We start from the raw sequence: 23,917 nt of genomic DNA on the forward strand, positions 1-23,917 counted from the left end.
CTGAGTCGTGGCCGATCATGTGCATCTTTTGAAACTGTGCGTCGGTGCCGAAAGCGTCGAGGACCTGACCGATTGGCAGCATAGCCAGCGGCACCGCTGGCCTCAGGGCTGCTCTGTTCATGTCACGCGCATGTTCCCGAAACGCGAGGCGGATGTCTTGGCGGGCGGGTCGCTTTACTGGGTGATTAAGGGCGTAATCCTGTGCCGCCAGCGAATTCTGGCTTTGGAACAAGTGACGGGCGAAGATGGAATCAGTCGCTGCGCCATCGTCATGGACAATGAAGTTATCCGCACCGATGCCGCACCGCGCAGGCCGTTTCAGGGCTGGCGTTACCTTGATCCCAAGGACGCCCCTCGTGACTTGCCAAAGGGACGGGCCGAGGAAGAGGCCCTGCCGCCCGGTTTGGCCGAAGCGATGGCGGAATTTGGCCTTCGATAGCCGTTAATTGCTACATGCCCCGTCGGTGGTGCGGCTATGGGTTGCTGCGCTGCGGCAAAGACAGATGATCTGTCCGTGCGGACATCTGGAAAAAAATGCTGCATACTGGCACAAGCCTAGAAAAGGTGGGGCGGATGAGCACGGAAACGACCAAGTTTGTGGCCAAGGGTGTGGCCCATGTGAATGTTCCGCCCGTCGCCGAGCCTGTGCAGGTGACCTTCGTTCTTCTTCCCAAATTCACCATGCTGGCGTTTTCTTCGGCCATCGAACCTATGCGGATCGCCAACCAGTTGACCGGCCAAATCCTGTTCAGGTGGCAAGTGCTGTCGCTGGACGGCCAGCCCGTGGCTTGTTCGAACGGTGTTCCCGTCATGGTCGATGGCAGCATCACCGGCACTCAGCCTGATGGATTTGTACTGGTGTGTTCCGGTGTGGAACCCGAAGATCAGGTGACCGCTGCGTTGGGGGATTGGCTGCGTGGCCTTTGGCGGCGCGGACGTACTGTTGGCGGGCTTTGCACGGGCGCCTATGCCTTGGCCAAAGCAGGCATTCTGAAAGACCGCCGTTTTACCCTGCATTGGGAAAACATCGCGGGATTTTCCGAAACCTTTCCCGGTCTTCAGGCCGCGCGTCAGGTGTTTTGCATTGACGACCGGATCATGACCTGTGCCGGTGGTGTTGCGGCGGCCGACCTGATGCTGAAACTCATTCATGACCGGTTCGGCATTGGCCTGAGCCAAGAAGTGATGAACATGTGCCTCTTGACCGGTCGCCGGACCGAGGCGGATGAGCAGACAACATCGCTTGCTGCCCGGCTTGGCACGCGCCACGAAAAGCTGATCGAGGCCGTGGCCTTTCTGGAAAGCCGCATCGAAGAGCCCTTTGATCTCGACGCCTGCGCTGACCAGCTAAAGCTGTCACGCCGCCAGATCGAACGCCTGTTTAACCGCTATCTTGGCGTCACTCCGGTTCGCTATATGAATGATCTGCGTTTGCAGCGCGGTCGTGCCTTGCTGGCTGAAACAGATATGAGCGTGACCGACGTGGCGATTGCCTGTGGCTATGCCAGCACTTCACACTTTTCCAAGTCGTTTCGTCTGAAATACGGTCTTTCACCCTATCGCTTTTCCCATTTCGGCAAGTAAAAGCGGCCCGCAATCACCTAAAAGCGCAGCCTTACGTTGCGTAAGCTCTAATCCGAATGGATAGGTGTTGCATTCAAGTCATAGCCGAAAGGCTGTAAACTCGTTAGACTGCCCGAATAACAAAGAATAAAACCGAGCAGACTAAGGATATTGAGGCATGGTAGCGCGCTCTCGTGGCACGTTTGTCATCTCATGGTCCCAAACAGAAATTGACGGCCTTGCTGCCGCTCCTTTGGATGTGCTTGCCGTTGGCGCTTCATGGCGTTGGCATGGTCAGCCCGTTCAGGTGGACAACGCAGGTGGGCCGCTCATCCTCGATGGGGCCGAGGGGGTTCAGGAAATTCGCCGTCGTGCGGCGAAAATGGTGCGGCGTCTGATCGGCGCGGCTGTCGCAGGCAGTGCTGTGCGCGAAGAGGGCACAGAGGCTGACGACAGTGAAGACATTGATCAGGGTTTCATCGTCACGGATGGGCACCAAAGTTGGTCAGTGACCATCCTTGCTGTGCCAGACACCGGCGCGCGGCTGTTGATGTTCGTGGGCGAATTGCCTCCGGCCGAGCAGGATCTTTGGGTTGTTCGCGCCGCCATCGACCGCACGGAAACCGGATCGAACACCAAAGGCGCGGGAGGCGTGATCTGCTTTACCCCCGGCACCCGAATCCTGACGCCAGATGGTTCGCGGCTGATCGAAGATCTTCGGCCCGGCGACCGCGTTCTGACAAAGGACAATGGCATACAGGATGTCTTGTGGAACGGGATGCGTCGAATGACGGGTGCCCGTCTTTACGCCATGCCGCATCTGCGCCCCATCCGCTTCAAGTCCGGCGCACTGGGTGTCGATCGCCCCGACCAAGATCTTCTGGTCTCTCCGCAGCACCGAATGCTGCTTGCGGGACCATCGGCGCGGGCCTTGTTCAATGCGCCCGAGGTTCTGGTGAAGGCCGAGGATTTGATGAACGACGATACGATCTGCGTCGATCATACGCTGCGAGAGGTCACCTATATTCACATCCTCTTGGATCGCCACAGCATCATCTGGGCAAACGGGCTGGAAACGGAAAGCTTCCACCCATCGAACTGCGCCTTGGAAACCATCGAAAAGGCTCAGCGGGACTCGCTCTTGTCGCTGCTGCCGGGAATCGATCTCAATCCGGCAAAGTACGGCGACTACGCCCGCAGAAACCTGTCGTCGTCCGAGGCTGCAATCCTGCGTCATGACATGGCCGCCTGAATTCGGTCGGGCGCTGTTGACTCTGGCTTTTCCGGCTGTATAAGGCCGCCACGTCCCCGGGCATCCCCCGGGGGCTTTTCATTGGTGTTGGTGGACCGCGCAAGCGGAACCCTGTCGTCCCAACCGGGAAATAGGACAACGCCCTTCAATAGCTGCCAGCCCGCTGACAGCGCCACGACAGAAGGAGATCAGCCGTGACCAAACGCACAGCTGCCAAGTACAAAATCGACCGCCGCATGGGCGAGAACATCTGGGGCCGCGCCAAGTCGCCCATCAACAAGCGTGAATATGGCCCCGGCCAGCACGGTCAGCGCCGCAAGGGCAAGTTGTCGGACTTCGGTACCCAGCTCCGTGCCAAGCAGAAGCTGAAGGGTTACTATGGTGACCTGACCGAAAAGCAGTTCAAGAAAATCTACGCTGAAGCCGCCCGCGTCACCGGCGACACTGGCGAAAACCTGATCGGCCTGCTCGAGCGCCGTCTGGACGCCGTCGTCTACCGCGCCAAGCTCGTTCCGACGATCTTCGCTGCTCGCCAGTTCGTTAACCACGGCCACGTCACCGTGAACGGCAAGCGCGTGAACATCGCGTCTTACCGCGTCCGTGAAAACGACGTCGTCGAAGTCCGTCAGAAGTCGAAGCAGATGGCCCTCGTGCTGGAAGCCGTCGCCCTGACCGAGCGTGACGTTCCGGACTACCTCGAAGTCGACCACAACAAGATGGTTGTGAAGTTCGTTCGTACCCCTGGCTTGGGCGATGTGCCCTATCCGGTTCAGATGGAACCGAACCTCGTCGTCGAATACTACGCAAAGAACTGATCTTTCGCGTGATGTTTTTGAAAGGGCCGCCTTCGGGTGGCCCTTTTTCATTTCTGCCATTGCCTGCGAAATAACGTCCTCCCCGCGCTAATCAGACTGGTCATGACGATGCGGCCCCGCTAGAAACCGCGGGTAAGTTGGAGCCTAGTTATGAACGACACGATCCGCCCTCAGCCCGGTATTCTGGACATCGCGCTTTATGAAGGCGGAAAGGCGCATGTCGCCGGTGTTGCCAATGTGGTAAAGCTTTCGTCCAACGAGAACCCGTTTGGGGCATCGGACAAGGCCAAGGAAGCCTTCGGAAAGACCGTGCACAGCCTGCACCGCTATCCGAATACCGATCACCTTTCCCTTCGGACCGCGATTGCCGAGGCGCATGGTCTGGACGCAGACCGCATCATTTGCGGTGTCGGGTCGGATGAAATCATCACCTTCCTGTGCCAAGCCTATGCCGGGCCTCGGGACGAGGTCGTGTTCACCGAACATGGCTTCCTGATGTACCGCATCAGTGCGCTTGCTGTCGGCGCAACGCCGGTGGAAGTGCCGGAGCGGGAGCGGATGGCGGATGTCGATACCATCCTGAAGGCCTGTAACAGCCGCACGAAACTGGTCTTCATCGCCAATCCGAACAACCCGACGGGCACCATGATCAGCCCGGCTGAAATGGAGCGTCTGGCGGCTGGTTTGCCGAAACAGGCAATTCTTGTGATTGACGGCGCCTATGCGGAATATGTCGACGGCTATGATGGTGGCGCCGGCCTTGCGACAGTGCGCGAGAATGTCTTCATGACACGCACCTTCTCAAAGATATACGGCCTTGGGGGGCTCCGGATTGGCTGGGGCTATGGTCCGCGCCACATCATTGATGTACTGAACCGCATCCGTGGACCGTTCAACTTGTCGACCACCCAGCTTGAGGTGGCCGAGGCGGCTGTTCGCGATCAGGACTGGGTCGTGAAATGCCGCAATGAAAACGCGCGCATGCGCCATTGGCTTGCCGAGGCACTTGCCGAAGTTGGCGTGCCCTCTGACGTCAGCATGGCGAACTTCGTGCTTGCGCGTTTTGCCAGCACCGAAGAGGCCGAGGCCTGCGATGAGTTCCTGCAAAAACAGGGTCTGATCGTGCGCCGCGTAGCGGGATACAAGCTGCCCAATTGCCTGCGGATCACCGTGGGCGATGAAGCAAGCTGCCGCCGCGTGGCCTATGCCGTTGGTCAGTTCAAGGGGTTGAAATGACCGTGGTCTACAACCGTGTTGCCCTCATCGGCCTCGGGCTGATAGCCAGTTCCATGGCCCATGCCATGCGGCAGGCCGGTCTGGTGGGCAGCATCGTTGGCCATGCAAAATCCGCTGAAACCCGCGCCGCCGCGCTTGAGCTTTTCTGCGATGAGGTCTTTGAAACTGCTGCCGAGGCAGTCAAGGGTGCAGACCTTGTGGTTCTTTGCGTGCCGGTTGGCGCGATGGGGACCATTGCAGCCGAAATTTCGGCTCACTTAGCCCTGGGTGCTACCGTTACCGATGTCGGTTCGGTCAAGCGTGCCGTTGTCGATGCGGTGCAGCCGTATATCCCTGAAGGCGTCCATTTCATTCCCGGTCACCCGCTTGCGGGAACCGAATATTCCGGCCCACGTTCCGGTTTTGCGACCCTGTTCAAGAACCGCTGGTGGCTACTGACCCCGCTGGAAGGGGCCGACGAGGCCGCAACCCAACGCCTGCGTGGTTTGCTGGAGGCGATCGGGGCCAATGTCGATGTGATGGACATCGAACACCATGATCTGGTTCTGGCCGTGGTCAGCCATACACCGCACCTGATTGCCTATACGATGGTCGGCGTGGCTGATCACATGCGGCGCGTGTCGGAACAGGAAGTCATCAAGTATTCAGCCTCGGGCTTTCGTGACTTTACCCGGATCGCGGCCAGCGACCCGACGATGTGGCGCGATGTCTTTCTGACGAACAAAGACGCGGTTCTGGATATCCTTGGCCGCTTTGCCGAAGAGCTTTTTGTCCTGCAACGCGCTATCCGTATGGGCGACGGTGAGCATCTTCACGCCTACTTCACCCGCACCCGCGCGATTCGACGTGGAATCATTGAGGCAGGTCAGGATACTTCTGCGCCAGACTTCGGCCGCACTGCGCCAGCTGCCGGAGGTGGGGGAGAAGGCAAAGAGTGATGCGACAGGTTCGTGTGTGGGTTCTGGCTGTTTCGGCCGCCATTCTGACGGCTCCGGCTTTTGCGGAGCCACCAAAGTCGTCGCCACGCCCCCTGCCGCGCCCAGCCCAATCTTCTGCCATTGCCGAGCCTCAGGTGGTTGTCGCACCTGTGCAGCCCCAAATTGCCGAAGTCACAGCCCCGCAATCGGTTGCGCCTGTCAGCTTGTTGCGCCCGCGGGCGCGCCCAGAAATCGTGCTTGCGACCGCGGCCTCGGTTATGCCCGTGGCCCCGGCTGGTGAACCCGCAGAAACGGCTTCACCAGCCGCCGCCGTGCCAGCCGAAGTCATAAAGGCCGCGGCTGTATCCTCTCCGCGACCGATGAAGCGGCCCAAAGGCTTGGTGGCCAAACAAGCGGCCGCCGTTCGCGTCCTGCCGGGAAAAGAGGTCGCGGTGTCCAAAAAGGGCTCTGTCTGCGGTATTCCTGACATAAAGGGCCAAACGCTTTCTCCGATCAGCGCCAAGACCAAAGGCTGCGGAATCAGCTACCCCGTCAAGGTCACCAGCGTCGCCGGGGTGCGGCTGAAGAATGGCGCGACGATCAATTGCGAGACCGCAAAGGCCCTGAGGACTTGGATCACAAAGGCCGTTGAGCCAACCTACGGCAAGGGCAATGTTGTCGAACTGACCATCGCCGCAAGCTATGCCTGCCGCCCGCGTAACAACAAACGCGGCGCAAAGATCTCGGAACATGGGCGCGGTAACGCTATAGACATCAGCGCCATCACCTTCTCGAACGGCAAGTCTGCCACGGTTCTACGCAATTATGACAAATCCATGCGAAAGGTGCACAAGGCAGCCTGCGGCACCTTTGGTACCACGCTGGGGCCGGGTTCTGATGGTTTCCACGAAGACCATCTGCACTTCGATGTCGCGCGCTATCGCAGCGGATCTTATTGCCGTTAAAACCGGGGGGCCGGGCCCAAGAGCAGGGGGCCAAGACGCATCTGACCGCCCGCGAAAATCAGAGGCACTTCCAGAACCTCGGCATCTCCTGATTGCGCAGCCAACGTCTCCAACATCCGTTCCACCGTCGGCAACACCTCGGCTTTCACTGCGCCAGACTGTTCGATCAACGGCAAAAGCCTCCGCCAGCCCTCTATCCGCAGATCCACGCGGCCCTCTGGCGACCCGTCGGCAATTGGTAGATCGCCCTTTGCAAAGACTGCCAGATCGCCCCAGCCAAGGCTGGCCTCCTTGATTTCAAGCAGTTGCAGTTCTGGCCGTGACTGACCGGCCAAGCGATCAATCGGGGCCGAAAAGCCCAAGAAGGCATCAAGATGTACTTTCTCGATCAGAGCCGGCATTTCGGGCAGCAAGCGAGACAGGCTTTGGTCCGGGGTGAGCGCCAGAAGGTCTAGTCCAATCTGGTGAACATTTTCACGCGAAGGGTCTTGGCGCGTCGCAAAGCGAAGGTTTTCCGCCTTGAAGTCCCATCCCAGCGATGAAGCAATTCCAAGACCAGCGCCGATCAACGTCGTTCGGTCCAAGGTCAAGTTGGCATTCGGCTCGACCACCACACTTGCCTGAAGCTTTTCTGATGTGATGGAAAGGTTTTCATAGGGCGTCAGCACCATCTGTTCGGACGCAAAGGCCGCGATAACGTGCCACGGCTTATAGGACAGCGAGAAGATTTGCACGAAAGGCGCCTGCCAGCCGAACCCAGTCTGGCGGTCTGCAAGCGAAGGTTCGGTTACCGTCAGATCAAACCGGTTCGGAAAGCCCGCGACGGACAGGCCCTTGTGCTCCGCCTCTAGCCCCTGCGCGGGGGCCATCGCAAAGAACCCAACGGCTGCTCGGTCGACGGCCGTCCTGCCAATAAACCAATAAACCGACCACAGGCCCATAAGCAGGACCGACACCCATAAAAGCCCGCGCATGCCACACCTTTTCATTCGTCTCGCGCTGATGTTTAGAGGGCATAGCAAAGGAGGGCCAGTCACATGACCGAGACACTATGGGTCTTTGGCTATGGATCGCTGATCTGGAACCCGGAATTTCCGGTGGCCGAGGCATGTGTCGCGCGGGTCAATGGCTGGCATCGCAGCTTTTGCATGCGCTCGATCCATCATCGCGGCACCGTTGCAGATCCGGGGCTTGTCTTGGCGTTGGACGCTGCACCTGACGCCAGCTGCGATGGTGTCGCCTTTCGCGTCACGCCGGGGGCAGAGGCCGACACATTGGCACTTTTGCGGGAACGAGAGCTTATCTCCAGCGCCTATCTGGAAACATGGCTGACAGCCGAACTTGCCGAAGGTGGGCAAGTCACGGCGCTTTGTTATGTGATCGACCCCGATCACGACCAGTATTGCGGCGGCCTGCATTTGGAAGAACAGGCGCAGATCATTGCCCGCTCGACAGGGGGGCGCGGTCCAAATCGCGACTACCTTTGGTCGACAGCCGATCACCTTGCCGAATTGGGGATTGCCGATCCGGACTTGGTCTGGTTGGCCGATCGGGTGCGAAAACTGACCGCCTGACAGTATTTTTCACGCGTCTGACGCAGGCGGCACTTGGATTTTCGCCTGACTGTCGCTTATTCTTGGTCCGAGCAGAACAACGGGCAGGCAGCGCCTGATGGAAAATTTGAAGGCCGGGGCAAAGGGGACGGCGCGCGTGCGCGCCGCGGCGATCTTTAGCCAACCCATCCAGCAAATCGTGACGATGTTGGTCGTGGCGGCCCTTGTCGCCGCTGGCGGCTGGCTGATCCATGGTCAAGTCGCAGAAGTGTTTCTGTCGAACCTCTGGCTGAACGGCTTTATTGGCGTAATCTTTGTTCTGGGTGTGCTGACCTGCTTTTGGCAGGTGCTTATCCTGATGCAATCGGTCAGTTGGATCGAAGGCTTTGCCCAGAATGTGCCGGGCCATGAAATCACCCGCCCGCCGCGCCTCTTGGCGCCTCTTGCCTCGCTTTTGCGGTCGCGCGGGTCATCGCAAGCCCATATCTCGGCCTCGTCCTCGCGGTCGATCCTTGAATCTGTAGCAACCCGGATCGACGAAGCCCGTGACATCACGCGCTATCTGACCAACTTGCTGATCTTTCTTGGTCTTTTGGGCACCTTTTACGGTCTGGCGACCACCGTTCCTGCCGTGGTAGAAACGATCCGCTCGCTGGCCCCTACAGAAGGCGAAAGCGGCCTTGCCGTCTTTTCGAAACTGATGGGCGGGCTGGAGGCGCAGTTGGGCGGCATGGGCACGGCGTTTTCCTCCTCGCTGCTTGGCCTCGCTGGGTCGCTTGTCGTCGGGTTGTTGGAACTTTTCGCTGGTCATGGCCAAAACCGCTTTTACCGGGAACTCGAAGAATGGCTCTCGTCGATCACCCGTCTTGGCTATGCCGGAGCCGAAGGCGAAGGCGATGGCGCAGGTGTGACGGCTGTTCTCGACCGCATGGTCGAACAAATGGAAATCATGCAGACGCTGGTCATTCAGGCCGAAACGGCCCGCGAAGCAACCGATCAAAGACTGACCGAACTGACCAAAGCCATCACCGCCGTCGCAGGCAAGATGGAGGCAGAGGCAGGGCAGACGGCCGTTCTGTCTCGTATCGCTGACAGCCAGGAACGCCTCGTCCGTGCCATGGGAGATGCGGAGGGAGGGCTATCCTCAGATGCCGAGGCGCGGATGCGCTTGCGGTCGATCGATGTCCAACTTCTGAGGATTTTGGAAGAAATCGCGGCCGGACGGCAAGAAAGTATCGCCGATCTGCGCGCTGACCTCACGGCCTTGACTGCCGCCGTCCGCCAACTCGCCCGCACCGGCGTGGGGCGCTAAGCCATGGGCCTGTCCCGCCGCCGCGATTCCTCGATCATCTGGCCGGGCTTTGTCGACGCGGTCACGACGCTGTTGATGGTCTTGATGTTCGTTCTGACCATCTTCACCGTCATGCAATCTGTCCTGCAGGAAACTATTTCCACACAGGACAATGAGTTGGACAGCCTGACCGCGCAGGTCGCAAGCTTGGCCGATGCCCTTGGTCTTGAGCGCGACAAGGTCTCGTCCCTGCAAGAAGAGATCGGATCATTGACCGCCGGCCTTGCGGCGGCGCGGGCCGAAGGCGAACGGCAGGACAGCGTGATTGCCGGCTTGACCAGCGATCTTGCGGAGCGCGAAGGCGAGTTGACCGCCGCGCAAGGCCGGATTGCCAGTTTCGAGGCGCAGGTAGCAAGCCTTCTGGCCGAACGCGATGCTGCACGGGCCGAAGTGGCCAGCTTGACCACCCGGCTTGTGACAACGGAAGGGCAGCGCGACGAAGCCTCGGCCAAGGCGGAAGGTCTGGCGGCAACCGTCGCCGATCTGGAAGCCGCGCAAGCGCGCCTGATTACCGAGAAAGAGGCGCTGGATCTTGCCCTTGCCAAAGCGCGGGATGAGATTGACGCGGGCGCCGAAGCCGCTCGTCTTGCCGCCGCTCGGCGTGAGGCGCTGGAAGCCCTGCTTGCAGACCTCAGGACCAAAGCCGCAGGGGCGGAGTCCACTGCCGCCGAATTGGCCACCGCAAAGGCAGATCTGGCAAAGGCCGAAGCTGCCCTGACCGAGGAAGAGGCCGCAAGGCTGGCCGATGCTGCGGCCTTGGAAGCATTGCGCGAGCGACTGAAGAATTCCGACACGGAACTGACAGCAATGACACTGGCCTTGGAAGACCAGCGCAAAAAGGCCGAAGAAACACTTATCCTTTTGGCCGCTGCACAGACCGAGGCAGCAAAAGCCGCCGAAGCCGCCGCCGCCAATCTGACCGATAAAGAGCGTCGGGATGCGGTTCTTGCGGCTGCCGAGAAGGCGCTCACCGAAGAGCAGGCAAAGGTTGTCGAGGCATCAAAGAAAGTAGCCCTGCTGAACGAACAGATCGCGGCACTTCGCGCGCAGCTTGGCTCACTTCAGGCGGTTCTGGATGCGTCAGCCGACCGCGACGCGGAAGCCAAGGTGCAGCTTGAATCGCTTGGCAATCAGTTGAACGCAGCCTTGGCGCAGGTCGCGGTCGAACAACGTCGCCGCGCCGAATTGGAAGAGGCCGAACGTAAGCGTCTGGAAGCCGCCAATGCAGACCTTGAAAAATTCCGCAGCGAATTTTTCGGCGAGTTGTCCCGGCTCTTGAGCGGACGTGAGGGTGTGCGCGTGGTGGGCGATCGTTTCGTCTTTTCGTCAGAGGTTCTATTCAATCCCGGATCGGCCGATCTTGCCCCAGAAGGCCGTGCCCAAATCGCCGGGGTCGTGGAGATTTTGAACGATGTCCGTGCGGAAATCCCGGCAGGCATTGATTGGATCATTCGGGTCGACGGTCACACTGACAACGTGCCGCTGTCTGGCGCGGGCGAGTTTGCCGACAATTGGCAACTGTCGCAGGCGAGGGCGCTGTCGGTGGTGCGGTTCATGCAGGACGAGCTGGGCTTTCCGCCCGACCGGATGGCGGCGACCGGCTTTGGCGAATATCGCCCTGTGGCCGATGGGGACAGTGAAGCTGCCCGCGCCCAGAACCGCCGGATCGAGTTGAAACTGACCGAGCGCTGAAATTGGCAATTGCGGGCAAGGGGGCTCTGCCCCCTTTTCGCGTTTTGGCCACGGCCAAAACGCTGACCCTCGGGATATTTGAGCCAAGATAAAGGGGCAATCAGCGGCGCGGGACGCTGGTTGCGCGTTGGTCGATCTCGATGCCCCCGCGCAGCAGCACCGCGGAAATGCTGTAATCCCCAGCAGGAATGGCCTGCCGCTGTTTGCGCCCGACGGCGCGAAAGCCCTGTGCCTGTGTGCGCTCAAGGATCACGTCTTCAGTGAAGAGGGTACGGCCACTGGGGCCAGTCAAGGTCAGGCGCAGGGTGTCGCCTGCGTGGTTGCCAAAATAATGGACCCAAAGGACAAGCGCGGGGGCGTTGCGGTCTGGGGTGGGAATGGGCAGGCTTTCCTTGATCGCCTCCCACGACGGCACCGCATCGGAAAGGCCGATAGCGATCAGTCCGCCGGGTTGATAGGGGATAGGGTCAGACCAGAGCGGAGCCTCGGGCCCCTCGCCACATTTGGCGGCTCCGTCTGGATCAAAAGGATCAATCTCAATCCCGTTATGGCGAACCGAGACATGCAAATGCGGGAATTCGGTGTTGCCAGATAGACCAACAAGACCAAGCCCCTCTCCGGCAGTTATCTTCGCACCCACAGAATGGCGCAGGCTGCCCTTGGCCATATGGCAGTATTGCGTTTCCCAGCCATCGCCGTGGTCGATGACCAAGCCGTTACCGCATTCGCGACCTTCGATTTTGGGGGCATTCGTGGCGCGGATCGAGATATCCTCCATCCCGTCTCGAAGGCCCTTGACCACGCCGGATGCTGCGGCCCGGACCATGACACCTTTGCGCATGGCCGCAAGCGAAGACAAGGCGATGTCGGTGCCCCTATGCGTATCATAGCTGAGCGGGCCACAGGTAAAGTCGGCGAAAGTGGTGGATGGATCGCGGTCCATATACTGCTGAATATGACAGGTTTCCTCCAAGGTGCAGTCTATGGGCCATTCCATGGAAAAGGCCCCCGCCGAAGCGGGGGCCAGCATCAGAACCAGAACTGTCCGGATCATTCGGCCGTCAGGAGCGGAGGCTTAGAACCCGTCAGGCGCGGCTTTTGCGGTTCCTCGATTTCGAGGGCAATCGCATCGTCTTTGACCTTCACGGTCACGACCCCACCCTTTACCAGACGGCCAAACAGGAGTTCTTCGGCCAAAGGCTTTTTGATGTGCTCTTGGATCACGCGGCCCAAAGGACGTGCGCCCATCTTGTCATCATAGCCTTTGTCACCCAGCCACGTCGCGGCCTCTGGCGTCAGTTCGATATGCACCCCGCGATCCATCAACTGGGCCTCAAGCTGCAGCACGAACTTTTCGACCACCTGGAAGATGGTTTCCTTGGCCAGCGGCGCGAAGGAGATCACGGCATCCAGACGGTTGCGGAATTCGGGCGTGAAGGTCCGCTCAATCGCGGCCGTGTCTTCGCCCGTTCTCCGGTCGCGCCCAAAGCCGATCGCGGCTTTCTGCATGTCAGAGGCCCCCGCGTTCGACGTCATGATCAGGATCACGTTGCGGAAATCCACTGTCCGGCCGTTATGGTCAGTCAGCTTGCCGTGGTCCATCACCTGCAGAAGGATGTTGTAGACATCCGGGTGCGCCTTCTCCATTTCGTCCAGCAAAAGGACGCAATGCGGGTGTTGGTCGACGCCATCGGTGAGCATGCCGCCCTGATCAAAGCCGACATAGCCCGGAGGCGCGCCGATCAACCGCGAAACCGCGTGCTTTTCCATGTATTCCGACATGTCAAAGCGCAACAGTTCCACGCCCAAGGACGAGGCCAGTTGCTTGGCCACTTCCGTCTTGCCGACGCCCGTGGGGCCTGCAAACAGATAGTTGCCAATCGGCTTTTCCGGCTCGCGCAGGCCAGCCCGCGCCAGCTTGATGGCCGAACACAGGGCCTCAACGGCCTTGTCTTGACCGAAGACCACGCGCTTCAGCGTCTTTTCCAGATCGCGCAGGGTTTCTGCATCGTCCTTCGAGACATTCTTCGGAGGGATGCGGGCGATCTTGGCCACGACGGCCTCGATCTCCTTGGTCCCAATCGTCTTGCGGCGCTTTGACTCGGTGACCAGATGCTGTGCGGCACCTGCCTCGTCGATCACGTCAATCGCGCTGTCAGGCAGCTTACGATCATTGATATAACGCGCAGCCAATTCGACCGCAGATTTGATTGCATCGGCCGTATAGCGCAGGTCGTGATGGGCCTCGAAATGCGGTTTCAACCCTTGCAGGATCTTGATGGCATCCGGGATCGAGGGTTCGTTCACGTCGATCTTCTGGAACCGGCGCGACAAAGCCCGATCCTTTTCGAAATGCTGACGGAACTCTTTGTAGGTGGTCGAGCCCATCGTCCGCAGTTTGCCGCCCTGAAGTGCGGGCTTCAGCAGGTTAGAGGCATCCATCGCACCGCCAGAAGTTGCGCCCGCACCGATGACCGTGTGGATCTCGTCGATGAACAGGATCGCATCTGGGTGATCCTCCATCTCTTTGACCACGGCTTTCAGACGTTCCTCGAAATCGCCACGATAGCGGGTGCCGGCCAGCAGCGCCCCCATATCAAGGCTATAGATCGTTGCCCCGGCCAGAACCTCGGGTACCTCTTTCTTGATGATCTTCCACGCCAAGCCTTCGGCAATTGCCGTCTTGCCCACGCCCGGATCGCCCACCAAAAGCGGGTTGTTCTTGCGGCGGCGGCACAGCACCTGAATGCAGCGCTCCACCTCGGACTCGCGGCCGATCAGCGGATCAACATCGCCCTTCCGCGCCTTTACGTTCAGATCCACGCAATATTTCGACAGCGCGGATTCCTTGGCCTCTCCGGCCTCGGCCTTTGGCGTTTCCTGATGTTCTTCCGCGCCGGTGATCGGGCGGCTTTCCCCATAGGAAGGATCTTTCGCCACGCCGTGTGCGATAAAGTTCACAGCGTCATAGCGGGTCATATCCTGTTCTTGCAGGAAATAGGCTGCATTCGATTCCCGCTCGGCAAAGATCGCCACCAGCACATTCGCACCGGTCACCTCATTGCGGCCCGAAGACTGCACATGGATGGCCGCGCGCTGGATCACCCGCTGGAAAGCTGCGGTTGGGACGGCCTCAGACCCTTCGACATCGGTCACAAGGGTCGACAGGTCGTCGTCGATGAAATCGGTCAGCGTTTTCCGCAACTCGTCCAAGTTGACCGAGCAGGCTTTCATGACGCGCGCGGCGTCAGGCTCGTCGATCAGGGCGAGAAGCAGATGTTCAAGGGTTGCGAGTTCATGACGACGGGCATTGGCAAGGGCCAGTGCGCCATGGATGGCTTGCTCGAGTGTGGTCGAAAACGAAGGCACTCTTTCGTGCTCCTGTTCTTCGGGGCAGGTGCGGCCTTCTTCGAGAGGGCCGTACCAACCGTGGCCTCATACTCTTAAATTTCGGTTTTATTTGCCGCACTTCAAGAGGAATTATCACCCAATTGTGGTTTGTGAGATTTCTCACACTAAAAGTGAACGCGTCTTGGGCAAACCACGCTCAGAACTTGTCCTTTCGGGCCCGAATTTCTGCAAAGCTTTCGGCATCGTTGGCATTTTCCATGCCAACTGCGGCCTTCAGGCTGGAAAGACCCGCCCGTAGAAACGGGTTGGTGGCCAACTCTTCACTCAAAAGCGATGGCACCGTCGGTTCGGATTTGGCGCGCGCCTCCGTCACCCGGGTATTCCGCAAGATAAGATCAGGATTGTCGGGTTCAAGGGTCAGCGCGAAACGCAGGTTCGAAGCGGTATATTCATGCCCCGAACAAATCAGCGTATCGCTTGGCAAAGCGGCCAGTTTCGACAGGCTTTGCCACATTTGGGCAGGTGTGCCTTCGAACAAGCGCCCGCAGCCGCCCGCCATCAGGCTGTCACCAGTAAAGGCCAGCTTCTCGGCCGGAAGGGAATAGGCGATATGGCCCACGGTGTGGCCGGACACGTCCAGAATTTCCACCGGGCAATCGCAGATCGAAAGCGTATCGCCGTCTTTGACGGAACGGTCCAGCGGCGGCAGACGATGGCGGTCAGCCTCGGCTCCGGTCACTTTCGCCCCGGTTGCTTCCACAAGATCGGCAACACCGTCGATGTGATCCCAATGGTGATGGGTCAAAAGAATATCGGTCAGCGTCCAGCCCCTCTCGCGGAGGGCCGACAAAATCGGTGGGGCCTCTGGCACATCAACCACTGCCGTCTCGCCCGTTTTGGGATTGTGCAAAAGAAAGACGTAGTTGTCTTTAAGGCAGGGGATCGTCACAAGTTCCAAAGGCAATTCTCGTCCTCTTTCTTGTTTCTGACCAGCAGTCAATTTGGCGGGACCAGGCGGATCGTCTCATCTATCTCAGTCGTCGTGACCTGAAGGTCTTTTGACGGCTCTGGCGCCCAGCTTCCGTGAAAGCCGGCAAGTTCAATGCGGACCGGATGGTGCGTTGCGGGATCGAGCCACAGGCTATGATCGCCGCCCCACCATGCCCCGAATTCATTCGGTTCGGTCCGTGAGATGAAACGGTAGGCCAGCATGGGGCGGCCGTCCAGATCAACTTCGCCCAAACATTCCGCCGCGCTGATCGAGGCTGCGTGACGCTCTGTTGTCTGTCTCGCAAAGGTCTCGGGATCAACGCCAGAATAGGGGTCTGTCCCTTCGGTCCACGGGCCATCCGGTCCCGGCGCGGTCCAGCTTTGCGAACCGATCGACATCGCACAGCCCCCCGGATAGCAGTTTCGGGACTTCACCGGCCCGTCCCAAAGCACATCGCTCATCGGGCTTGTAGAGCCGTCCGGATGGACAAGGATCGTGACTTGGTGCCAGTTCGGGCGAAGGAAAGGGTCCATCGGGCCGCCGATAAAAAGGCCGCGAATTTCCTCAAGGCAATCCGCCGCGACCGCAGATTGGGGCAGGGATATCAGGGCCGAACAGGCAAGTAGCAAGGTTCTGCGCATCGCTAAAATTCCTTTGGCAGATTGAAAAGATCGGCTGAAAATCATTGTCCGTTCGACAGAGCCTAATGGTCCAAACCGCGACCTGTAAACGCGAATTGGGGAGGGGATAGGCCGATCCCGGCCCTTCAGTGCCGGCCATTTTGACACCAGCGAGTTACTGCAGCGCCGCATAAGCTCTTGATGCGATACCTGAAACAGCCCATCTTCACGCCAACGCTTTTGAGGCCCAGATCTGATGCACCTCGACGTGCTTGACCTTCGCAGCTTTTACTACCGCACCCAACTTGGTCGTGTGGCGCAGCGTGCAATTCGTGATCAAATGGTCCAGATGTGGCCACCGATGTCTGGCCACACTGTTGCAGGCTTCGGTTTTGCTGTGCCTCTCCTGCGCCCCTATCTGGCCGAGGCGCGGCGCGTCGTCGGCCTGATGCCCGGCCCGCAAGGGGTGATGCCTTGGCCCGCAGGGATGGAGAATGTTTCGGTCCTCTGTGAAGAAACCTCTTGGCCGCTGCCGACTGGCTTGGTCGATCGGCTGGTCTTGATGCACGGGCTGGAGACCTCGGAACAGCCCAGCCATGTTCTGGAAGAAGCTTACCGCGTCCTTGGCCCCGGTGGTCGCGCCATGTTCATCGTTCCCAACCGCTCGGGCCTGTGGTCTCGCCGCGACGGCACGCCCTTTGGCTTTGGCCGCCCCTACAGCCTTGGCCAGCTTGAGGCGCAATTGAAGCGCCAAGGTTTCACTCCGGAACGCGCTGTGGCGGCTCTCTTTGCGCCCCCCTCATCCAGCCGCTTCTGGCTGCGGACCGCCGACTATTGGGAACGTATCGGGCGCCGGGTGCCTTGGCTGGTAGGTGGTGTGCTGATGGTCGAGGCCTCAAAGCAGGTGTTTGCCCCAACTCGCGGCGTGCTGGTCCAAGCCGTTCGCAAACCGCTCCGAATTCTCGAAGGCGTGGGGCAGGCCGTGCCTTCGCCACGCCAGTCCGGCGAAGGGCTTAACTGACCTCGTTCCAGAACACCGCCACATTGATGTCTGCCAGTGCAATGGTCGATCCTGCTGCAAGACTGGCGACCATAAAGGGAGACACCACTTCTTCCCCCGTTCCGGTATGAGCACCTGTCAGATACCGCGCGACACTTGCCCAGATCTCAATCTCTCCGTCTGTTCCCGTCCGCAATTCGACCCGTGGCAGGTAATTTTCCCCCGGTGCCGAGTCGTCCTCCAGATCCAGAGTGATGTTCAACTGATCCTCGCCCGAGGTGAAATCCTCCAGCCGCAGCGCGTCGTAATCGGCAAACCCGTCACCGCTGACCGTCGGATCACGATCCACGAAATGGTCCACCCGGTCCGCACCTTCGCCGCCCGACACCGTATCGCCTGATCCGCTTCGCAAGACATCATCGTCCGCCCCGCCTGAAAGGCTGTCAGCGTTGCCATCGTCATACCATGTGTCTTGCGGATGGTTCCCTTGCGGCCCGGAAAAATCATGGTCCAACACATCATTGCCCGCGCCACCCGCAAGCGTATCGGCCCCCGTGCCGCCAATGATATAATCCCCACCGTCGGTTCCGGTCAGACTGTCAGCGCCCGCAGTTCCCTCACGTAACTGCTGGCCATCCCAATCAGCCAATACCTCGCCAAACCGATCAATCAGGTCCTCTTCCGTCGTAGGTGTCTCGGGGGGAGGATCACTGTCTCCACCGCTGCCCGAGTCATCACCGTCATTAAGCAGCGAATAAGTCAGCGCACCGGCGAAGAACAAAGGCCAAATCAGAAATTCCAGCATGACGCACACTTGGGGCAGATAAGGGCTCTGTTGGTATCATGGCTCACCACGACCCGCGAATATACCCAGCAATTCGAAACGCTCGTTTCCCGTTTGGCGACAGTTTCGGGGGCCAAGTCGGCCTACTCATCGCTTCGCCAAATTCGCGAACGATTCCCGCTCTTCCCGCTGATCCAAGGGCGCTTCAGCGGCTTCAAAGCGTCGCACCCTTGCTGCAGCAGCGCTAACACTGCCAAATACTTGCGCGAAACGTTCACGATTTGCTGACCAATACGGTTGCGGGGTTGCCCTACCTCTGCTAGAGACGCGCCGAATTCCAGACGCATTTCCCTGCGAACGACCTTTCAAGGCCGACGGGTGGGTTTTGCAAAACTGGCCTAAACTACGGAAGGGTTGTCGTGTCCGAAACTGCTTCGATCTCCTCCGGCATCGCTGCGCGTTACGCGGCCGCCGTGTTCGACCTCGCTAAAGAGGCCAAAGCCCTTAAGGCGCTGGAAGCCGATACCGATGCCCTCGCAGCGGCACTCGACGCCTCCGCCGATCTGAAATCGCTGATCGCCTCGCCGGTCGTCAGCCGCGAAGATCAGGCCCGCGCCATCGGCGCCGTGGCCGCCAAGATGAAGGTCTCGGACCTCGTCGCAAACACCCTGCAATTGATGGCCTCCAAGCGCCGCCTGTTCGTTCTGCCGCAAATGCTGGCCGATCTGGCCGCCCGCATTGCCGAGGACAAGGGTGAAGTCACTGCCGAAGTCACTTCGGCTGCTGAACTCTCGGCCGATCAGGCCAAGAAACTCGCCGCGACGCTGAAAGCGCGTGTCGGCAAGGACGTGAAACTGAAAACCGCTGTCGATGAATCCCTCATCGGCGGCCTTGTCGTCAAGCTGGGCTCGACCATGATCGACACGTCGGTCAAGGCGCGGCTCGCGGCTCTCCAGAATGCAATGAAAGAGGTTGGGTGATGGGAATCCAGGCTGCTGAGATCTCTGCGATCCTCAAGGAGCAGATCAAGAACTTCGGCAAAGACGCCGAAGTGGCCGAAGTCGGTCGTGTGCTGAGCGTTGGCGACGGTATCGCCCGCGTTCATGGCCTCGACAATGTTCAGGCTGGTGAAATGGTGGAATTCCCCGGCGGTATCCGCGGGATGGCCCTGAACCTCGAAATCGACAACGTCGGTGTCGTTATCTTCGGTTCGGACCAGGACATCAAAGAAGGCGACACCGTCAAGCGCACCAAGTCCATCGTGGACGTTCCGGCTGGCAACGCCCTTCTGGGCCGCGTTGTTGACGGCCTTGGCAACCCGATCGACGGCAAAGGCCCGATCGCTGCTTCCGAGCGTCGCGTCGCAGACGTCAAAGCTCCGGGCATCATTCCGCGTAAATCGGTTCACGAACCGATGGCAACTGGCCTCAAGGCCGTCGACGCTATGATCCCGGTTGGCCGTGGCCAGCGCGAATTGATCATCGGCGACCGTCAGACCGGCAAGACCGCCGTGGCTCTCGACACCATTCTGAACCAGAAGTCGTACAACGACGCTGCTGGCGACGACGAATCGAAGAAGCTGTACTGCATCTACGTCGCCGTGGGTCAGAAGCGTTCGACCGTTGCCCAGCTGGTGAAGAAGCTCGAAGAAACCGGCGCCATCGACTACACCATCGTCGTTGCTGCGACCGCTTCGGACCCGGCTCCGATGCAGTTCCTCGCACCGTACTCGGCAACCGCAATGGCGGAATTCTTCCGCGACAACGGCCGCCACGCCCTGATCATCTATGATGACTTGTCGAAGCAGGCTGTTGCTTACCGTCAGATGTCGCTGCTTCTGCGTCGTCCGCCGGGACGTGAAGCCTATCCGGGCGACGTTTTCTACCTGCACTCGCGTCTGCTGGAACGTTCGGCAAAGCTGAACGAAGATTTCGGCGCCGGTTCGCTGACCGCTCTGCCGATCATCGAAACCCAGGGCGGCGACGTGTCGGCCTTCATTCCGACCAACGTGATCTCGATCACCGACGGCCAGATCTTCCTTGAAACCGAACTGTTCTATCAGGGCATCCGTCCTGCCGTGAACACCGGTCTGTCGGTGTCTCGCGTGGGTTCGTCGGCTCAGACCAACGCCATGAAGACCGTGGCTGGCCCGGTTAAGCTGTCGCTCGCTCAGTACCGCGAAATGGCCGCCTTCGCCCAGTTCGGTTCGGATCTCGACGCCTCGACCCAGGCCCTGCTGAACCGCGGTGCCCGCCTGACCGAACTGATGAAGCAGCCGCAGTATTCGCCGCTGACCAACGCAGAAATCGTCTGCGTGATCTACGCTGGTACCGCTGGCTTCCTCGACAAGGTTGCCGTCAAGGACGTGGGCCGTTTCGAAGCTGGCCTCTTGGCCTTCCTGCGCAACCAGCGCAAGGACATCCTCGAGTGGCTGACCAACGCTGACCCGAAAATCAAGGGCGCAGACGAAGAAAAGCTGAAATCGGCTATCGCTGAATTCGCCAAGACCTTCGCTTGATCGTTCTGAAAGGACAGGGATATGCCCAGCCTTAAGGACCTGAAAAACCGGATCGGAAGCGTGAAAAACACGCGGAAGATCACCAAGGCCATGCAGATGGTTGCCGCGGCGAAACTTCGCCGCGCGCAAGAGGCCGCCGAGGCCGCCCGCCCCTACGCCGAACGGATGAATGCCGTGATGGCGGGGCTGGCAGCTGGCGTCGGCCAGTCCGAATCCGCGCCCAAGCTTCTGGCTGGCACGGGCAAGGACCAGGTGCATCTCTTGGTCGTCATGACCGCGGAACGCGGCCTTTGCGGCGGCTTCAACTCGACCATCGTGCGTCTGGCCAAGGCCCGCGCGAACGAGTTGCTGGCCGCTGGCAAGACGGTGAAAATCCTCACCGTCGGCAAGAAGGGCCGCGAACAGCTCCGCCGTGACCTGTCGCAATATTTCGTGGGTCACGTCGACCTGTCGGAAGTAAAGCGTCTGGGTTATGCGAATGCCCAAGGGATCGCGCGCGACATCCTCGCGCGGTTCGAAGCTGGCGAATTCGACGTTGCCACGATCTTCTTCAACCGCTTCCAGTCGGTGATCTCTCAGGTCCCGACAGCACAGCAGATCATTCCGGCCAAGTTCGATGGTGAAGTCGCCCCGGCGCTTTACGATTACGAACCTTCGGAAGAGGCGATCCTCGCCGACTTGCTGCCGCGCGGTGTGGCGACGCAGATCTTTGCCGCTCTGCTGGAAAACGGCGCCTCTGAACAGGGCGCCCGGATGAGTGCGATGGACAACGCCACCCGTAACGCGGGTGACATGATCAACAAGCTCACCATCCAGTACAACCGCAGCCGCCAGGCCTCGATCACCAAAGAGCTTATCGAAATCATTTCGGGCGCCGAGGCGCTCTGACGAACCGGAGACTGAACAATGGCAAAAGCACCGAAAGCAGCTGCCGCGGCCGGCAAGGTGACCCAGGTCATCGGCGCCGTCGTGGACGTGCAGTTCGAAGGCGCGCTTCCCGCGATTCTGAACGCACTTGAAACCGACAACAACGGCAAGCGTCTGGTCCTTGAAGTGGCCCAGCACCTTGGCGAAAATACCGTCCGTACCATCGCTATGGACGCAACCGAAGGCCTCGTTCGCGGCGCCCCGGTGAAAGACCTTGGCGCACCGATCTCGGTTCCGGTCGGCGACGCAACCCTTGGCCGCATCCTGAACGTGATCGGCGAGCCCGTTGACGAAAAGGGCCCGGTTGACGCGAAAGAAACCCGCGCCATCCACCAGCCTGCTCCTGACTTCGCCGCTCAGTCGACCGAAAGCCAGGTTCTCGTGACCGGCATCAAGGTTATCGACCTGCTGGCTCCTTACGCCAAGGGCGGTAAGATCGGCCTGTTCGGCGGCGCCGGCGTGGGCAAGACCGTTCTCATCATGGAACTGATCAACAACATCGCAAAGGTGCACTCGGGCTTCTCCGTGTTCGCCGGTGTTGGTGAACGGACCCGTGAAGGCAACGACCTCTATCACGAAATGATCGAATCCGGCGTTATCAAGATCGATAACCTGTCGGAATCGAAAGTGGCCCTGGTTTACGGCCAGATGAACGAGCCTCCGGGAGCCCGTGCTCGCGTCGCTCTGACCGGTCTGACCTTGGCCGAACAGTTCCGCGACCAGTCCGGTACCGACGTTCTGTTCTTCGTCGACAACATCTTCCGCTTCACCCAGGCTGGCTCGGAAGTGTCGGCTCTGCTCGGCCGTATCCCTTCGGCCGTGGGTTACCAGCCGACGCTGGCCACCGACATGGGCGCGCTGCAGGAACGCATCACCTCGACCAAGAACGGCTCGATCACCTCGGTGCAGGCGATCTACGTTCCGGCCGACGACCTTACAGACCCGGCTCCGGCAACCTCCTTCGCCCACCTCGACGCCACGACCGTTCTGTCGCGCGCCATCTCGGAACTCGGCATCTACCCGGCCGTGGACCCGCTCGACTCGACCTCGCGTCTGCTCGACCCGGCCGTGATCGGCGAAGAGCATTACAACGTCGCCCGTCAGGTGCAGGGTATCCTCCAGCGCTACAAGTCGCTGCAGGACATCATCGCCATCCTCGGCATGGACGAATTGTCGGAAGAGGACAAGCTGACCGTGGCCCGCGCCCGCAAGATCCAGCGCTTCCTGTCGCAGCCCTTCGACGTGGCCAAGGTTTTCACCGGCTCGGACGGCGTTCAGGTTCCGCTGGAAAAGACCATCGCCTCGTTCAAGGCCGTGGTGAATGGCGAATATGACCACCTGCCGGAAGCCGCCTTCTACATGGTTGGCGACATCGAAGAAGTGAAAGCCAAGGCCGCCAAGCTCGCAGCAGCTGCGGCCTAAGGAGGAACCATGGGAGTTCAGTTCGACCTCGTCAGCCCCGAACGGCGCCTTGCGTCGGTTCAGGCATCCGAGGTTCAGATCCCCGGCGCCGATGGCGACCTGACGGCGATGGAGGGGCATGCCCCCACCATCACCACCCTGCGTCCCGGCATCCTTCGGGCCGTATCTTCGGAAGGGACCAAGTCCTATGTGGTGACCGGCGGTTTCGCCGAGATCAACGCAACGGGCGTGACGGTTCTGGCCGAACGTGCGGTTCCAGTCGAGGAAGCCTCGGGCACGATGATGGACGCCATTCTTGCGGAAGCCCGCGAACTGGCCTCGATCGCCTTGCCCGAAGACAAGGATATGGCAGACAAGATGGTTGCCGACATCCTTGCGCTCAAGGAACAGGCTGGCCACTAAGGCCCCGATGACCGAAATTTCAAAAGGCCCCGGCATTGCTGGGGCCTTTTGTTTTGCGACCGGCCTGTTCCGCACCGATGCCTTCGGCGGTGCTGGCCTGGAAGAAGTATCCGGAATACCACTTGTTTTTTTTCGGATTTCTCGCAAGAAGCGGAAGGAGAGGCAGGGATAATGCGGAAATTTTCAGCGGGAAGTATTGGTATTCAACAAGGCTCGCGGGTCTTGTTTTCGGATTTCGTGAATGGCGGCGTGATGTGGACGGGCGACGGGGATCGCGAAAGCCGTCATATCGTTGGTTTCAAAGAGCCCTTTCGTGAACCGCCGATGGTGCATGTCTCGCTGTCGATGTGGGATACCGACAACCAGACTAATGCCCGCGCCGACATCTCGGCCGAAAACATCACGACCACCGAATTTCACCTTGTGTTCAAGACATGGTCCGATACCCGTATTGCCCGCGTCCGCGCCGACTGGATGGCGATTGGACCTGTGGTGGATGAGGACGACTGGGAAATCGAATAGGGTGAAAGGATTAAGAAATCCTAAATCCCCGCCTGT

At 59.8% G+C, this 23,917-nt stretch carries 24 protein-coding genes; 18 read left to right on the plus strand and 6 right to left on the minus strand.

Going from position 1 to position 23,917, the window contains the following annotated elements; all coding sequences use genetic code 11:
• The first annotated feature begins 7 nt into the window (after nt 1–7).
• The 7 genes from ACSBLW_RS17470 to ACSBLW_RS17500 all read left to right on the plus strand — a co-directional run bounded on the left by ACSBLW_RS17470 (nt 8) and on the right by ACSBLW_RS17500 (nt 6,748).
• The gene (locus ACSBLW_RS17470) at nt 8–439 is read left to right on the plus strand and encodes a DUF1489 family protein (RefSeq protein ID WP_435257873.1); all 432 of its coding nucleotides are present in this window, start codon (nt 8–10) and stop codon (nt 437–439) included.
• Nucleotides 440–573: 134 nt separating this feature from the next.
• A complete protein-coding gene (locus ACSBLW_RS17475; protein ID WP_435257874.1) occupies nt 574–1,584 on the plus strand; it encodes a GlxA family transcriptional regulator in 1,011 nt (336 codons plus the stop codon).
• A gap of 157 nt (nt 1,585–1,741) precedes the next feature.
• On the plus strand, nt 1,742–2,815 hold the full coding sequence (locus ACSBLW_RS17480) for a Hint domain-containing protein (protein WP_435257875.1): 1,074 nt from the start codon (nt 1,742–1,744) through the stop codon (nt 2,813–2,815).
• A 194-nt stretch (nt 2,816–3,009) separates the two neighbouring features.
• Nucleotides 3,010–3,630: a 30S ribosomal protein S4 gene (gene rpsD, locus ACSBLW_RS17485; protein ID WP_435257876.1), complete on the plus strand. Its 621-nt coding sequence runs from the start codon at nt 3,010–3,012 to the stop codon at nt 3,628–3,630.
• A gap of 150 nt (nt 3,631–3,780) precedes the next feature.
• Complete coding sequence (gene hisC / locus ACSBLW_RS17490; protein WP_435257877.1) at nt 3,781–4,866, plus strand: histidinol-phosphate transaminase; 1,086 nt, start codon at nt 3,781–3,783, stop codon at nt 4,864–4,866.
• Nucleotides 4,863–5,804 (plus strand): prephenate/arogenate dehydrogenase family protein, encoded by a 942-nt coding sequence (locus ACSBLW_RS17495; protein WP_435257878.1) that lies wholly within the window; start codon nt 4,863–4,865, stop codon nt 5,802–5,804. Before hisC ends, ACSBLW_RS17495 begins: the two co-directional genes overlap by 4 nt.
• Entirely contained in the window at nt 5,804–6,748 is a 945-nt protein-coding gene (locus ACSBLW_RS17500; RefSeq protein ID WP_435257879.1) for an extensin family protein, read from the plus strand. Before ACSBLW_RS17495 ends, ACSBLW_RS17500 begins: the two co-directional genes overlap by 1 nt.
• Here ACSBLW_RS17500 and ACSBLW_RS17505 read toward each other — a convergent pair.
• Nucleotides 6,745–7,722: a DUF2125 domain-containing protein gene (locus tag ACSBLW_RS17505; protein ID WP_435257880.1), complete on the minus strand. Its 978-nt coding sequence runs from the start codon at nt 7,720–7,722 to the stop codon at nt 6,745–6,747. The genes ACSBLW_RS17500 and ACSBLW_RS17505 overlap by 4 nt on opposite strands.
• 63 nt (nt 7,723–7,785) lie before the next feature.
• Between ACSBLW_RS17505 and ACSBLW_RS17510 the strand changes: the two genes are divergently transcribed.
• The 3 genes from ACSBLW_RS17510 (at nt 7,786) to ACSBLW_RS17520 (ending at nt 11,344) form a co-directional block, all read left to right on the plus strand.
• Nucleotides 7,786–8,322, plus strand: a complete 537-nt coding sequence (locus ACSBLW_RS17510; RefSeq protein ID WP_435257881.1) for a gamma-glutamylcyclotransferase — start codon at nt 7,786–7,788, stop codon at nt 8,320–8,322.
• A 97-nt stretch (nt 8,323–8,419) separates the two neighbouring features.
• On the plus strand, nt 8,420–9,613 hold the full coding sequence (locus ACSBLW_RS17515; protein WP_435257882.1) for a biopolymer transporter ExbB: 1,194 nt from the start codon (nt 8,420–8,422) through the stop codon (nt 9,611–9,613).
• Between the two features lie 3 nt (nt 9,614–9,616).
• Entirely contained in the window at nt 9,617–11,344 is a 1,728-nt protein-coding gene (locus ACSBLW_RS17520; protein WP_435257883.1) for a peptidoglycan -binding protein, read from the plus strand.
• Between the two features lie 100 nt (nt 11,345–11,444).
• Here the strand turns inward: ACSBLW_RS17520 and ACSBLW_RS17525 are convergent, their stop codons facing one another.
• From ACSBLW_RS17525 to ACSBLW_RS17540, 4 genes are all read right to left on the minus strand, one after another.
• On the minus strand, nt 11,445–12,398 hold the full coding sequence (locus tag ACSBLW_RS17525) for a M23 family metallopeptidase (RefSeq protein ID WP_435257884.1): 954 nt from the start codon (nt 12,396–12,398) through the stop codon (nt 11,445–11,447).
• Nucleotides 12,395–14,713: an ATP-dependent Clp protease ATP-binding subunit ClpA gene (gene clpA, locus ACSBLW_RS17530; RefSeq protein WP_435257885.1), complete on the minus strand. Its 2,319-nt coding sequence runs from the start codon at nt 14,711–14,713 to the stop codon at nt 12,395–12,397. The genes ACSBLW_RS17525 and clpA overlap by 4 nt, the downstream gene beginning before the upstream one ends.
• A gap of 178 nt (nt 14,714–14,891) precedes the next feature.
• Nucleotides 14,892–15,659, minus strand: coding sequence for a hydroxyacylglutathione hydrolase (gene gloB / locus ACSBLW_RS17535; RefSeq protein ID WP_435257886.1), 768 nt, complete (start codon nt 15,657–15,659; stop codon nt 14,892–14,894).
• Nucleotides 15,660–15,691: 32 nt separating this feature from the next.
• Nucleotides 15,692–16,327 carry a hypothetical protein gene (locus tag ACSBLW_RS17540; protein ID WP_435257887.1) on the minus strand — a complete coding sequence of 212 codons (636 nt, stop codon included), beginning with the start codon at nt 16,325–16,327 and terminating at the stop codon, nt 15,692–15,694.
• Nucleotides 16,328–16,562: 235 nt separating this feature from the next.
• Here ACSBLW_RS17540 and ACSBLW_RS17545 point away from each other — a divergent pair, with 235 nt between their 5' ends.
• Nucleotides 16,563–17,327: a class I SAM-dependent methyltransferase gene (locus ACSBLW_RS17545; protein ID WP_435257888.1), complete on the plus strand. Its 765-nt coding sequence runs from the start codon at nt 16,563–16,565 to the stop codon at nt 17,325–17,327.
• On the opposite strand, the gene ACSBLW_RS17550 is transcribed toward ACSBLW_RS17545, so the two are convergent.
• On the minus strand, nt 17,320–18,111 hold the full coding sequence (locus ACSBLW_RS17550; protein ID WP_435257889.1) for a calcium-binding protein: 792 nt from the start codon (nt 18,109–18,111) through the stop codon (nt 17,320–17,322). The genes ACSBLW_RS17545 and ACSBLW_RS17550 overlap by 8 nt on opposite strands.
• Before the next feature lie 398 nt (nt 18,112–18,509).
• Here ACSBLW_RS17550 and ACSBLW_RS17555 point away from each other — a divergent pair, with 398 nt between their 5' ends.
• Genes ACSBLW_RS17555 through ACSBLW_RS17585 form a run of 7 tightly spaced genes read left to right on the plus strand, consistent with a single transcriptional unit; the run spans nt 18,510 to nt 23,881 of the window.
• Nucleotides 18,510–19,070: a F0F1 ATP synthase subunit delta gene (locus ACSBLW_RS17555; protein ID WP_435257890.1), complete on the plus strand. Its 561-nt coding sequence runs from the start codon at nt 18,510–18,512 to the stop codon at nt 19,068–19,070.
• Nucleotides 19,070–20,608 carry a F0F1 ATP synthase subunit alpha gene (gene atpA / locus ACSBLW_RS17560; RefSeq protein ID WP_435257891.1) on the plus strand — a complete coding sequence of 513 codons (1,539 nt, stop codon included), beginning with the start codon at nt 19,070–19,072 and terminating at the stop codon, nt 20,606–20,608. Before ACSBLW_RS17555 ends, atpA begins: the two co-directional genes overlap by 1 nt.
• Nucleotides 20,609–20,629: 21 nt before the next feature.
• Complete coding sequence (locus tag ACSBLW_RS17565) at nt 20,630–21,496, plus strand: F0F1 ATP synthase subunit gamma (protein WP_435257892.1); 867 nt, start codon at nt 20,630–20,632, stop codon at nt 21,494–21,496.
• A gap of 18 nt (nt 21,497–21,514) precedes the next feature.
• Complete coding sequence (gene atpD, locus ACSBLW_RS17570; protein WP_435257893.1) at nt 21,515–22,957, plus strand: F0F1 ATP synthase subunit beta; 1,443 nt, start codon at nt 21,515–21,517, stop codon at nt 22,955–22,957.
• A 9-nt stretch (nt 22,958–22,966) separates the two neighbouring features.
• Nucleotides 22,967–23,359, plus strand: a complete 393-nt coding sequence (locus ACSBLW_RS17575) for a F0F1 ATP synthase subunit epsilon (RefSeq protein WP_435257894.1) — start codon at nt 22,967–22,969, stop codon at nt 23,357–23,359.
• A gap of 7 nt (nt 23,360–23,366) precedes the next feature.
• A complete protein-coding gene (locus ACSBLW_RS17580; RefSeq protein WP_435257895.1) occupies nt 23,367–23,531 on the plus strand; it encodes a hypothetical protein in 165 nt (54 codons plus the stop codon).
• Complete coding sequence (locus ACSBLW_RS17585) at nt 23,531–23,881, plus strand: H-type lectin domain-containing protein (RefSeq protein ID WP_435257896.1); 351 nt, start codon at nt 23,531–23,533, stop codon at nt 23,879–23,881. Before ACSBLW_RS17580 ends, ACSBLW_RS17585 begins: the two co-directional genes overlap by 1 nt.
• Nucleotides 23,882–23,917: the final 36 nt, after the last annotated feature.

This window comes from Thioclava sp. FR2 (assembly GCF_051200875.1).
In the GTDB taxonomy this organism is placed as follows: domain Bacteria; phylum Pseudomonadota; class Alphaproteobacteria; order Rhodobacterales; family Rhodobacteraceae; genus Pseudotabrizicola.